At 29.6% G+C, this 13,118-nt stretch carries 11 protein-coding genes and 1 other annotated feature; of the genes, 7 read left to right on the forward strand and 4 right to left on the reverse strand.

Annotated features, from left to right (window positions below):
- The first annotated feature begins 297 nt into the window (after positions 1-297).
- From JJD95_RS17335 to JJD95_RS17355, 5 genes are all read left to right on the forward strand, one after another.
- On the forward strand, positions 298-840 hold the full coding sequence (locus JJD95_RS17335; protein WP_291644313.1) for a hypothetical protein: 543 nt from the start codon (positions 298-300) through the stop codon (positions 838-840).
- 197 nt (positions 841-1,037) lie between these two features.
- On the forward strand, positions 1,038-3,284 hold the full coding sequence (locus JJD95_RS17340; RefSeq protein WP_291644314.1) for a DUF2339 domain-containing protein: 2,247 nt from the start codon (positions 1,038-1,040) through the stop codon (positions 3,282-3,284).
- Positions 3,285-3,525: 241 nt separating this feature from the next.
- Positions 3,526-4,083, forward strand: a complete 558-nt coding sequence (locus JJD95_RS17345; RefSeq protein ID WP_291644316.1) for a hypothetical protein — start codon at positions 3,526-3,528, stop codon at positions 4,081-4,083.
- Between the two features lie 50 nt (positions 4,084-4,133).
- On the forward strand, positions 4,134-4,826 hold the full coding sequence (locus tag JJD95_RS17350; RefSeq protein WP_291644329.1) for a response regulator transcription factor: 693 nt from the start codon (positions 4,134-4,136) through the stop codon (positions 4,824-4,826).
- Complete coding sequence (locus JJD95_RS17355) at positions 4,804-6,966, forward strand: sensor histidine kinase (RefSeq protein WP_367114842.1); 2,163 nt, start codon at positions 4,804-4,806, stop codon at positions 6,964-6,966. Before JJD95_RS17350 ends, JJD95_RS17355 begins: the two co-directional genes overlap by 23 nt.
- A gap of 33 nt (positions 6,967-6,999) precedes the next feature.
- Here the strand turns inward: JJD95_RS17355 and JJD95_RS17360 are convergent, their stop codons facing one another.
- Complete coding sequence (locus JJD95_RS17360; protein ID WP_291644319.1) at positions 7,000-8,370, reverse strand: DUF4179 domain-containing protein; 1,371 nt, start codon at positions 8,368-8,370, stop codon at positions 7,000-7,002.
- Positions 8,360-8,902 (reverse strand): sigma-70 family RNA polymerase sigma factor, encoded by a 543-nt coding sequence (locus JJD95_RS17365; RefSeq protein ID WP_291644321.1) that lies wholly within the window; start codon positions 8,900-8,902, stop codon positions 8,360-8,362. The genes JJD95_RS17360 and JJD95_RS17365 overlap by 11 nt, the downstream gene beginning before the upstream one ends.
- A 248-nt stretch (positions 8,903-9,150) precedes the next feature.
- Between JJD95_RS17365 and JJD95_RS17370 the strand changes: the two genes are divergently transcribed.
- Positions 9,151-9,591: a GatB/YqeY domain-containing protein gene (locus tag JJD95_RS17370; protein WP_291644323.1), complete on the forward strand. Its 441-nt coding sequence runs from the start codon at positions 9,151-9,153 to the stop codon at positions 9,589-9,591.
- Positions 9,592-9,637: 46 nt separating this feature from the next.
- On the opposite strand, the gene greA is transcribed toward JJD95_RS17370, so the two are convergent.
- Positions 9,638-10,102, reverse strand: coding sequence for a transcription elongation factor GreA (greA, locus tag JJD95_RS17375; protein ID WP_291644324.1), 465 nt, complete (start codon positions 10,100-10,102; stop codon positions 9,638-9,640).
- A 352-nt stretch (positions 10,103-10,454) separates the two neighbouring features.
- On the opposite strand from greA, the gene JJD95_RS17380 reads away from it, so the two are divergent.
- Positions 10,455-11,252 carry a pyruvate, water dikinase regulatory protein gene (locus JJD95_RS17380; RefSeq protein WP_291644326.1) on the forward strand — a complete coding sequence of 266 codons (798 nt, stop codon included), beginning with the start codon at positions 10,455-10,457 and terminating at the stop codon, positions 11,250-11,252.
- 114 nt (positions 11,253-11,366) lie between these two features.
- Here JJD95_RS17380 and ilvA read toward each other — a convergent pair whose 3' ends face one another.
- Positions 11,367-12,611, reverse strand: coding sequence for a threonine ammonia-lyase (ilvA, locus tag JJD95_RS17385; protein ID WP_291644328.1), 1,245 nt, complete (start codon positions 12,609-12,611; stop codon positions 11,367-11,369).
- A 58-nt stretch (positions 12,612-12,669) separates the two neighbouring features.
- Positions 12,670-12,903: a binding site (T-box leader), on the reverse strand.
- Between the last annotated feature and the right edge of the window lie 215 nt (positions 12,904-13,118).

Genomic DNA, 13,118 nt, shown 5'->3' on the forward strand with positions numbered 1-13,118 from the left:
ATGTTTCTTTCAAAAAAAGTATAGCATACACTAGGTCTATTAAATTTACCCAAAATCATGATATAAAAAAAGTAAAGCACCAACAATTTGTTGGTGCTAATGTTTCACTTATTTAGGGACATTTTCAAAAATGCTTGACATGAAAAACTGATTATGACTTATAATTTAAATTGCTTAATTAAATCCTTACTAAATTTTACAAGAAATTAATTAAATTTATTTAATTTTAATTAAAAGGAATTTTTAGATTATTGTAGAATAAGTATATTAATTTACAAATAATGGGAGTGATTAATAATGTTATATGATGTAACAAAAATAGCCAAAAAATTAAATACTAGCAAAGTAACAGTTTATGCAAAACTAAAATTAGAAGAAATTAAACCTTTGATAATTAGAAAAAATGGAAAAGCTTACGTGGATGAGGATGGACTAGAAAGTATAAAACAGAGCCTTAAATATAACCAGAGCAATACAGGAGAGGAAGAAAGCGCTGCTACAGTGGAAATAGAACTATTAAAAGACGATATGATTGAAACATTAAAAACGAATATTGTATTTTTGATATCCCAATTAAATATAAAAGATGAGCAGCTTTTAACTAAAGATGGTCAAATTGAGGGGATTAACCAATTGTTTGAAAATACACAAATTTTGTTTAAACAAGAGCAAGAGAAGAGTATAACCTATTTAGCTTTACCGGAAGTTATAAAGGAGCATGATATAGAACTTGTGGAGACACTTACCGCCACCATGAAAAAACAAAAGGATATTTTTTTAAAAGAAGAAAAGAACACCAAAAAAGGATTCTTGAACAAATTTTTTAATGGTAAAAAATAACTAGGTAATGAAAGGTGATTATCACATTTAAGACCTAAATCAAAGGAACTACGGAAATGTATTTTCGGTAGTTTCTTTTTAATTGAAGAGGATAAAGAAAGCACTAAAATTTATATAAGAGGAATAATGCTAATAGAATTTATAGAAACACATGTTATAATACATATATATAAATTATTCACTAGGGGGGATTAAACGTGAGGGGTATTGATGAGTATCTAAGATTACAAGAGGAGACAAATAAAGAAATTCGTCTTATATTGTTAGATTTAGAAACTGTAGAGAGAAAAGAAAAAGAGTTAGTTTACTTAGAAAACAAACACCTAATAGATAAGGTTAATAATAAAAACATTGCAATGCCATGTATAGCTAGAAATGAGTTTGCTATAATAAAAAAAAGATTAAGTACACTTGCAATTATGGATGATGCTAAAAATTTAGGATTAGTTACGGAAATATCTGATTTATTTAAGTTAGCAAAAGACTTAGAAAGTAAGCTACTTAACTTAGAAACGAAAACTAATATGTCTAGTGAAAAAGCTATAAATGAAAAAAAATCACAAGAATATAGTAAGGATTTAGAGTCTGTAGAAAATGTGACTTTATATGAGAAGCAATCAATTGAAAGTAAGAAAACAGGAGAAAAAGGCTTGAAATTGGGGGTAAGTGCATTAAATTTGGTTGGTATAATTTTAATTTTGATATCGCTTACTACATTTGGAAGATATGTTTATGTAAACTTCCTGTCAAATGAGATGAAGGGGATAGTCTTATTTTTAGTATCTATTCTAATTTTACTTTCTTCAGAGTTTTACTTTAGTAAGAAAAACTATAAATTTTCTAAAGGTATAACGGCACTGGGAATATCCGGACTATATATTGCAGTGATAATAAATTATTTAGTATTAGACAATATAACTGGTATCTTTGCATTAGTTATCACAACAATTATAACTGGTGGAGCAATATATTTGAGTTATAGAAAAGAATCCAATTTACTTAGAATTGTAACTTTAGTAGGTGCCTATATATGTTTAGTACCTATAGATAAAATATCAATAGAACAATCTTATATTCTTGTTGTAATACTTGCAATTATACATGTAATGAATATATATTTTCCTCTTCAAGATATTAAAAATAGGGACATAAACATACCGTTTGAATTTTATACATCAATATTGGCTTTAGTTTCCACATTAATAATTGGTGTGAATCTTGATAAAAATGTGTTGGTGCTTCTTTTAATAATAACTACTATTGTGTATAGTGTGCAATATGTTATAACTTGTACAGCAAAAGGTAATAATTTACTGAGCTCAATAGGATTATTACTGTATTTTGCAATATATCCGCTAGTGACATCAGTTGTATATCCACTATCTGCACTGGGACTATTCACTAGTTCATATGTTCCGTATTTACCTCTAGGTGTATATTGTGTAATAGGGCTTTCAATATTATTAACAGTAAAAAAAGAAGCCAGATGGACTGGTTATACAGGTTTTGTATTAGCATCCTTATTTATAATTATAAACATGGGTTTTGAGAAATATGACAGTTATATTATATGTTTAGCATTATTGACCGGGGGTACATTACTGTTATTTATTAAAGAAAAGAATAAAATTTTAAAATATACTTTAATAGGTTTAATAGTACTATGTATATTAGGTTACTTTATAACTATAGAGGAAGCTATTAGTGTAGTTTATCTAGTACTATTTGCTGGAATCTTATATGGTAGTAAAGAGCTTAAAAATACATTAGGGGTTATAATATTTAAATATTTTTACATGTTAGCTATAGTAGGGTGGGTGCAGAGCATGATAGCATACACTGATTCACTTTATGATATAGAATTATATATAGTGTTTATATCATTGGCTATATGTATTATTTACACAGTTATAATAAACAAAGTGGATATATTGAGACATGATACTATAAAAAGCATGAATTATGTGAGCTTGTGCCTGATGGTAGTAGTTGGCTTACTTGCAGGTTTAGTAGGTACAACAGAATTTTATTTATCTATTGCAATTACAGTTTACATTTTAGTATCCATGTTAACTGAAGATTATATAGATACTAAGAGACTAAGTAACAATAAAACTTTAATCTATGCATTTTTATCAACTTATATAGTGGTTAGATTGTGCTTTATAGTGGATATAGTGTATGAAGTCAAACAATTAATGCTTAGTATTTCACTAATGATAGTTGCGCTAGGTAGTGTATTCATAGGCTTTAAGGTAAATAATTCCAAATTAAGGAAATACGGTTTAATATTATCACTTATAACTTGTGTTAAATTAATGATTGTAGACTTCTATTCCTTCGACTTTATAATTAAGACATTAGTATTCCTGGTAGTAGGGATAATTGCATTAGTAATATCTTACATATTTTCTAAATTAGAAAATGAGTATAAAAACAAATAATCCGGTTAAGGGGACATGAAAGTTACATGATATTAAAATAAAAAAGGATAAGGCAGTTTAATTTATAAACTGCCTTATCCTTTTTTAGACTAATTATTGGAGTCCAATATCCAAAGAAAAAAACATCTATGAGTATTCAATTTAATTTTCTTAATAAATTTGTAATAATTATGATAGTTAATTTGTAATATGTTGCTTGTATAATTATTTATAGTTAGTGATGCTGAAGGGGGAATTTTAAATGAAAAAAGTGTGGTTCAGGGTATTTGTTCTAGTGATAATAAGTATAGTAGTAATTAACAAATTAGATATAAAATCAAGTAATTCCTATGCAACTAAAGATATATATAATTTCTTACAGAGTGAAAATAATCGGAGAGCGGTCTATGGTGCGGCAATAGATTTAAATGAAGGTAGTTCAGCAAATACTTGTGTTTATTTTATAGCTGAAGTTTTAAGGCGGAATAATTTTGATGTCCCTAAGGAAACAAGTAATACAGAACAAATTCTATCTATATTTATGGAAAAGGGTTTTGAAAAACGAGGCGATTATGAAAACTTAACGCCTGGAGATATATGTTTTACCACAGATAACAATGGTGGCACAAGTGGGTTTCCTACGCATACCTATGTATTCATGAAATGGGTAAAAGAAGGAAACTACGATTACGCCTATATAGTTGACAATCAAGCAAAAGATTATAATGATGATGTTTATCATATTCGAAATATAAATGTTAGAACTAGATCCAATGGTTTTGACAAGGACGCATTCTCATTCTTTATGAAAAAGGGGTAATAGTGTGATTTTCCTAATAACATGTATAATACAGGTAAGGGGTGATTATCATAACTATGCAAAACGTTTTAATTGTAGATGATGAATACGAGATAAGGGAAGCCATTGAGATATATTTAAAAAATGAAGGAATAAGAGTAATCCAAGCTATAGATGGTATCGAAGCCTTGGAGATTTTAAAAACAGAAGAAATTCATCTTATATTAATGGATATAATGATGCCTAGAATGGATGGGATAAAAACCACTTTTAAAATTAGGGAGACTAGAAACATCCCAATAATAATGCTTTCAGCTAAATCGGAGGATACGGACAAAATATTAGGTCTTAATATAGGAGCAGACGATTATATAACAAAGCCATTTAATCCAATGGAACTTATAGCTAGAGTTAAGTCTTCTCTTAGAAGATATACAAATTTTGGAGACTATAAAGTTAAGGAACATGAGATAAATGTACGCGGCCTTATATTAAATAAAAACTCAAAAATGGTAACAGTAGATGAAAAGGAAATGAGTCTTACAGCCATTGAATATGGGATAATGGAACTTTTAATGGAAAACAAGGGTAGGGTATTCTCCATTGAACAGATATATGAAAGAGTTTGGGGGGAATCCTTTTGCAATGGTGAGAATACTGTGTCAGTACATATAAGAAGAATAAGAGAGAAGATAGAAATAAATCCAAAGGAACCTAAATATCTAAAGGTGGTGTGGGGCATTGGATATAAAATCGAAAAATAAATATGTATATATTGTGGCTTTTATTATATGTGCATATATGTTTGGTCTTTCAAGACTGTCAGTAGCGGACGTTATGAGTAACAAAAATTATTTGAGAACAGAGCCATATTTTACTAGCATAGAATTTAAAACTGATTTATTTTCATATTTTAATAATATACAAGCACTTAATGGAGTATATAAAGATTATTCTAGTAAATCAGATGATGAAAAGGTGACAAAAGAGGAACTAATATCATCTAAAGCTGAGTATGATTCAAATATTACAAACGGAGAATATGAAATAAACAGTAAGTATGATAGCGATTTATTAGCAGCAGCACAAGCGGGTAATAAGGAAAAGACTATTAGGATAACAGATGCAAAAGACAGAGAGCTTGCTGAATTTAGAAAGGAAAACACAAAAACACAAGAGGATTTGAAAAAGGAAATAGCAGCATATAAAACAAAAGACTATGAAGATATTAAAAATGCTGTAAAGGAAAAAAGTTTAATAAAATATTACATAACAAGTGGTAAAAACATAGATACGAACTTAGTAAACGTTTCAGATATAGATTTATATATAAAAAACAATGCATTGTACAGTATAAAAAATAATTGGTTAGGTAATAGCGGTAAGGCATATTTTATTATTCCAAAGGACATAGAAAAAAGTAGCGATATATATACCAGTTATATTTATTATAATTCTGTAAGACAGAGAATTATAAAAGAGGCTGTAATAGGCGTTGTGTCATTTATTATAGTACTTCTGATGATAACATATATATTTAAGAAAAAGAAAGAAGAAATGCCGCTTATTGAAAAACTAATAAATTGGTACAATAAAGTACCCTTAGATTTGAGGATATTTATATTTGTAATTTACTCACTCATAATGAGTGTTTATGCAAGAAGAGTAACGTTTTTCTATAAACCATATAATTATATGCATATTTACATACTTACTATTATGGCTATTTACATGTTTTACTTTATTATAAATTTTATGGTGGCATATAATTTATATAAGAATAAAGAAGAGTTTAGAGAACAAGCAAAACAATGTATCTTTAATAAATTATCTAAACATATGAAGGAGAGTCCACTTACTCAAAGTACTAAGTTTAAAGTAAGAAGTATTATTATACTTACTTTGTTAGTTGGCGTAGCAATACTAGTAGCATTTATAGCAGTAATGTCCGGATCGTTAATAGTACTAATAATATCAATAGCATATGTAATATTTTACTTGTTATTTATATCAATTTATGAATTTAATATAATGAGAATTTTTGGAAATATTTTAAAGGGAACGGAAGAAATAGTTTCAGGAAATCTAAATTATACTATAAAAGAAAAAGGTGCAGGCGACCTTTTTAAACTAGCACATAACATAAATAATATGAAGGCTGGGTTTAAAAAATCTTTGGAAAATGAGATAAAAAGTGAAAGACTTAAGTCTGAACTTATAACTAATGTGTCTCATGATCTAAAAACGCCACTTACTTCCATTATAAATTATGTTGATTTACTAAAAAAAGAAGATTTAACAAATCAACAGGCAAAAGGGTATATAGAGGTATTAGATAGAAAATCTCAGAGATTAAAAATGCTTATAGATGACTTATTTGAAGCGTCTAAAATGGCCAGTGGTGCGGTGGAACTTAATTTAGAAAAAGTAGATGTAACTGCACTACTTCAGCAGTCATTAGCAGAGCTTCATGAGAAAATTAATAGCTCTTCACTAATATTTAAGGTTAAGATACCTAAAGAAAAGGTTTATGCTAATTTAGATGGGCAAAAGACTTGGAGAGTATTCGAAAATCTCATAAATAATATATTAAAATACTCATTGCCTAAAACTAGAGTATATATTGATTTAATAGAGGAGAATAATAATATAATTATAACTATGAAAAACATCTCCGCGTATGAGATGGATTTTGATAATAGTGAGATATTTCAAAGATTTAAAAGGGGAGATAAGTCCAGAAATACCGAAGGCTCTGGGCTCGGACTTGCAATTGCTAAGAGCATTCTAGAACTTCAAGGTGGGAGTCTTAGTATTGAAATTGATGGAGATTTGTTTAAAGCAGTGGTCACTGTCAGTGCCGGTGCCACCCACGTGGCAAGTGGCAAAACGGACAACCCATAAGGGTTGCCCGTTTTTGTGTATTTATGAAGAATTTTATTTTATTTGCACTTTGAAATCACCATTAATTCGCGATGGGTAATCATCTATAATTAGGGAAATAGGATTCTTAAATTTGCTATCTGTTGGTATAATATAATAAATTTGTCGTTCATCGATATTTGAGCTAGTTCCACAACCTATATTATGAATTATATTACCCTCACTATCCTCAAATTCAAATTTAAAAATATATCCATTATCTTTTTCTGAATTATCATACTTTAGTAACCCGAATTCTAGAATAGTTTCTCCTCCTCTAGCAGTTACTGACTTAAGGGTTAATTTATCATCGGGTGTTTTTAATAGGACTTTTTTATCCACATCTACTATGACTTTTAATTTATCCTTATCTAGTGCCTTTATGCCATTGCCCTTTATATAAAGTTCTTTAGGCATTGTGAAATAGTTGCTTTGAAAAAATAATGTCTCATGGTCATCATCCTTCCTTGTTCCAGTTACGCCATTCATTATTGTGCCCCATTTTTCCCCTTTTTCATTTACGATTTCAATATCATCATACCTAAGTATTTTTTTAGAATTACTCTTATCATATTCTATTTCGGCAGCTATTTGTGTAGGTGTAATAGTCACCGTTTTAAATAATATCTTTTGACCTTCAATTTCAATGGTTTGATTTAAATTATAAACCTCTTTCATATTTTCAATCTTTTCTTTATCAATGGGGATATTATATTTCCAGGTAGAAGCTAATATATATCTTTTAACTTGTGAGGTACTCTCATTTGTAACTTCATCTTGTAATTTAACTTCAATAAAAAGCCTATCTGGAATTATTGTTTCTTCATTAAAATTAAAGTCTACCTTGCCAAGTAGCTCCTTTTCATCCATCATATTCTGATTATCAAATAGATCAAAATTAGTACCCATGATCGCAACTTTTCCATTATCATCCTTTAATTTGATGTCAGCTATATTAACAAACTTGTGATCAGTTTTATTTTTAATGGAGTAAAATATTATAGCCTTTGAATTATCAATAATTATGTCCTTAATAGTAAAGACTAGACCTTCATGTTCCTGTGACATATTTACATTTTGTATAAAATTATTTTCAACCGCATCTTTGATGCCTTTATCAAAATTTATTAAATTTACTAAATACTGAAGTCCTGGCACTTTACTAATATAAGAAGCAAAAACTGGCGAAACACGGATGGAAGCTGAAAAAAATATAAAAATTATTAATGCAGCTACATTTGAATATATTCTTATTTTAGTCTTTTTCTTTTTAACCTTCCCTAGATTTATACCTCGTTTAATATAATCATCTATGCAATCAGGTTTAGGTGTATTATTAAGTTTCTCACTAAGTTCCTTTAATTGTTTTTCTTCATTATCTAACATTAAAATCACCGCCTATATTCAATAGTTCTTTTAATTGTTTTAAACCCCTGGAAACCCAGGTTTTTATTGTGCCTTCAGGGCATGCCATTACCCTTGAAATATCAATTGTTGTCATATCCTGAATATATTTTAGAATTATAACTTCTTTATACTTAGGATTTAATTTGTCTATAGCATCTTCTAGAGTAAGTTTATACTCAAGAGTAAGGGTATCCACAGTATTATCATCTTTAGTATTTGTAATTTGATGTTCTTCAATATTAACTATTTTGTTTTTTCTCTTTTGTTCATCAATGCAATAATTAATAAGTATTTTAGTTATCCAAGTCATAAAATATTTAGGTTCTTTAAGTTTATTAATTTTTACATAAGCCCTGCAGGTTACCTCTTGAATAGATTCAAGAGTGTCTTGTTCGGTTTTTAAATAACAATACGCTATATTATATAATTTGTCCTTGCAACTTAAGATAAGTTTATAAAAAGCTTCGGCGTCTCCCTTTTGAGCAGCCTTAACTAAATCTTCATCATTCATGCATGTAGCCCTCCCTTAGAGCACTAAATAAGTGCCCTATATTCATTTTCGTGTATTAGACTTAAAAATAAAGCATTTAGTTTCAAATAAATAAAATATATATAAACGAAAGTAACTTTCGATTGTTGCTTAGTGATTTGCAATAATCATTATTAAAAGGTGATTGAGCAATAGCTTGGTGAAAATGAGACAATTCACACTTGTTATGTTTTCCATAAGGTGATAAAATTAGCATGGAGGTGATTCATATGTTAAAACAAACACTAAAAGATGATGTAATTAAATACATGAAGAGTAAAGATAAAATAAGACTAACTGCAATGAGAACTTTAATGGCAGATGTTAAAAATAAGGAAATGGATTTAAAGAGAGATCTTGCAGAAGATGAGTTAATAAGTATTATTGAAAAAACCATCAAACAGTTAAATGAAACTCTTGGTTATGCGAAACAGGCTAATAAAGCAGATAGCATAGCTGAAGCAGAAATTGCTATAGAAATGCTTAGTGTATATATGCCAAAACAATTTACTGATGATGAAGCAAAAGCTATTATCCTTGAAGTTATCAAAGAAAATGGATTTAGTGGTAGTAAAGACATGGGTAAAGTTATGAAGGCTGCTATGCCCAAATTAAAAGGAAAGTATGAGAGCAAAAAGGTAAGTCCTCTTGTAAATCAATTACTGGCATAGAAAAAAATGGATAGTGATGTATATCACTATCCATTAACTTTTATAACTAGTAAATTTTTTCTATAAGAACTTCGTAATTACCTTGTGGTGATGTAACAGTACATGTTTCTCCAAGAGCCTTTTCATATATTGCCATGCCCAGAGGGGATTCAATACTTATATTCATTAAATCTGGGTTAGTCTCTACAGTAGACACTAGTCGTACTTTTTCAGTATCGTCTGTATCAAGAAATTTAATATCAGCTTGACCACCAAGACCTAAATGTCCATCATTACTGTAGTCCTCTACTACTGTAGAGTTACGAATCAATTCTTGAATCTTAATTACTCTATCGTTATTGGTTGCTTCATCATCTTTAGCTGCATCGTATTCTGCATTTTCACTTAAATCACCATGTGATTTTGCTTCTTTAATTGCGGCTGTTATCTCTCTTCTTTTTTCGCCTGTGAGCATCTCTAATTCGTTTTCTAATTTTTCAAGTCCATTAGGTGTTAATATTGTATTTTTCATTATTTGTCACTCCCAACAATTATTCATATAAATATGCTTTCTATTTTCAAATATAGATAGGACATTAAGATACATTATATCATATTTTTAGCTAATATATTGGAAATTATCTAAAATCCATTTATATCCTATGGGTTCACTATAAAATTTTATGTAGATAAAGCTACTAAATATAAATTGTATTTATATTGTTTTTTATGGGTAAATTATATCAGACAATCAACGTACATTATAGTAGTTTAGTAATTAGAAAAAGTGATTTTTACACAGAGGAATACTTTGAAAAATATGGTTTTTATATGGTATAATAATGTTATAATAAAATATAAAAGAAAGTAGGTGATTAAAAAAAGTGTTAACAATATATGCGGTATCAGATTCAATTGGTGAAACAGCAGAACTTGTAGCTAAATCAGTAGCAAGCCAGTTTCCAGGTAGTACAGTAGTTACGAGAAGACCATATATTAAAACAGCTGAGGATGTTAATGATTTAATTGCCAAAATCGACACTAATTGCAAAGCAATGGTTGTTTCAACTATAATTATGGTAGATGTAAAAGAATTTTTAGTTCAAAGATGTGCAGAAAAAGGAATAATTGTATCAAATATTTTAGGACCAGCAATAGGCCTTGCGGCTAAGTTATTAGATAAGCAGCCAGAATATATTCCTGGAGCAATTTGGAATATGGATGAGGAGTATTATAAAAGAATAGAAGCTATGGAGTTTGCTATACAATATGATGATAGTAGGGACTATAATGGATTAAAATATGCAGATGTTGTGCTTATTGGAGTTTCAAGAACTTCAAAAACGCCTCTATGTATGTATTTAGCTAACAAAGGCATAAAAGCGATAAATATACCTTTAATGCCAGAGGTACCTGTTCCAGAAGAACTATATAGTATTCCCAGCAAAAAAATTATAGGGCTTAATATAAATCCCTATGTGCTTATTGAAATAAGGCAACATAGAATGGATAAATACAACGGACTTACTTCTAGTTTTCAATATGCGAATGATGAAAGAATATTAGACGAGTTAGATTATGCAGAAAGTATAATGAAAAAAACAAGGTGCTTGAAGATTGATGTTACCCAAAGAGCTATAGAGGACACTGCTTTAATTATTATGGATGCTTTAGGGTATTAAAAATATAATAATGTGGTAATTAACTTGAACTTTATTTTATTGATGTGGGACAAATAGATTTTATATTAGGAGGCAGTGGGTGAAGGTTAAGGCCTTCACCTACTGGTCCATAAATTAATATATTTTATGGACCTTATAGCCCCCTTTGTCTAATTCATCAATAATAGTAGCTACGTGATCGTGACCATTTGTTTCTGTAGTAATTTCAAGTTGCACTTGCATAAAGCGATCATTGGTTTTAAATTGATTGTGGTCTAGCTTTACTACATTGGCGTTTACATTTGCAAGGATTGTTGAGACTTTGACAAGCTCTCCTGGGATATCTGGCATTTCTATACTAAAGCAGAATAGCCTTCCTCTTGAAACCAGTCCTCTATCTATCATGGAGGATATTGTCACAACGTCAATATTACCACCACTTAAAACACAGGCAATTTTCTTTCCCTTTTCTCGTATTTTTTTAAGCCCCGCAAATGATAAGGCGCCTGAAGCTTCGGAAATGAGCTTGTGCTTTTCTAAAAGAAGAAGAAAGGATTCCATTATATCAAAATCGGAAACTGTTACAATCTCATCTACATAATTTCTTATAATATCAAAGGTTAGCGTTCCAGGTTTTTTAACAGCCACACCATCAGCTATAGTGCGAACTGTCGATAGGTGGACTATTTTATTATTGTCCATAGATTCCTTCATGGCTTTTGCACCTTCTGGTTCTACACCTATTATTTTAATGTTGGGATTCAACGCTTTTGCTGCAAGGGCAATGCCTGCAATTAAGCCGCCACCACCAATAGGAACGAGAATACAATCTATGTCGTCTATTTCCTCTATAATTTCACAAGCGATAGTTCCTTGACCATACATTACATCTAAATCATCAAAAGGATGTATAAAAACATAATTATTCTTCTTTTGTAATCGCTTTGCTTCTGTAAAAGCCTCATCATAACAATCTCCAAATAAAATTACATTTGCTCCATAATTTTTTGTGGCTTCGACTTTAATTAGAGGTGTGGTTTTAGGCATTACAATGGTGGCATAAACACCTAATTTTTGTGCTGAATATGCAACGCCTTGAGCATGATTACCCGCAGAAGATGCAATTACTCCTCTTTCTTTTTCAGAGTGGGTTAATGTACAAAGCTTATTGTAAGCTCCGCGAATTTTAAATGCACCAGTAATTTGTAGATTTTCAGGCTTGATATAAACAGAATTTTGGGATTCGTTACTAAAAACATCACTATATATGAGGGCTGTTTTTTTAGATACACCTTTTAAATTTGTCTGTGCCTTTTTAATTTCGGAAAGATGAAATTCTAGTTCTTGATTTAATGATGATTCTTTTGCTGCGTTTAACATATTAAACCTCCATTTTGGAATTATATTTTGTAAAAAAAAACTCGTCCTTGAATATAAATTCAAGGACGAGTGTAAATCGCGGTACCACCTTTATTGTATCTTAAAAAAGATACCTCTCTTTTCGGTTCTTACAAACCTAAGCCTTTTATCGGGGCTCACCGGCTTATCTTAGTTTATTCAGATAAGCAGCTCGGGAGTGATTTGTATTCTATATCCAGTATCGATTTTCAGCAAACATCGACTCTCTGTAACTGAAGGTTATAAAAATAGTTATCTCCGTCTTCACAATAATAATATATTTGATTTTAAAGAAAATCTTAGCATTAAATATTTGTAATGTCAATAAAAAAAACTATAATTTATTAGTTTATATGATCCGTTTATGATAATGTCTTAGTATACCGTTTTTGATTATGTCCCAAACATACAAAAATATAGTGTAGAATATACCTCATAAGATTGTACAAATGGGGTGTTGATAATCAGAAAGGTAGATTTAAATATGAA

This window comes from Clostridium sp. (genome assembly GCF_016650035.1).
Taxonomy (GTDB): Bacteria; Bacillota; Clostridia; order Clostridiales; family Clostridiaceae; genus Clostridium_AD.

Bases quoted from the DNA above. Each gene is read 5' to 3' on its own strand.
- JJD95_RS17360 (WP_291644319.1), bottom strand. From the start codon at position 8,370: ATGTTAGATAATGAAGAAAAACAATTAAAGGAACTTAGTGAGAAACTT.
- JJD95_RS17370 (WP_291644323.1), top strand. From the start codon at position 9,151: ATGTTAAAACAAACACTAAAAGATGATGTAATTAAATACATGAAGAGT.
- ilvA (WP_291644328.1), bottom strand. From the start codon at position 12,611: ATGTTAAACGCAGCAAAAGAATCATCATTAAATCAAGAACTAGAATTT.
- JJD95_RS17345 (WP_291644316.1), top strand. From the start codon at position 3,526: ATGAAAAAAGTGTGGTTCAGGGTATTTGTTCTAGTGATAATAAGTATA.
- greA (WP_291644324.1), bottom strand. From the start codon at position 10,102: ATGAAAAATACAATATTAACACCTAATGGACTTGAAAAATTAGAAAAC.
- JJD95_RS17335 (WP_291644313.1), top strand. From the start codon at position 298: ATGTTATATGATGTAACAAAAATAGCCAAAAAATTAAATACTAGCAAA.
- JJD95_RS17365 (WP_291644321.1), bottom strand. From the start codon at position 8,902: ATGAATGATGAAGATTTAGTTAAGGCTGCTCAAAAGGGAGACGCCGAA.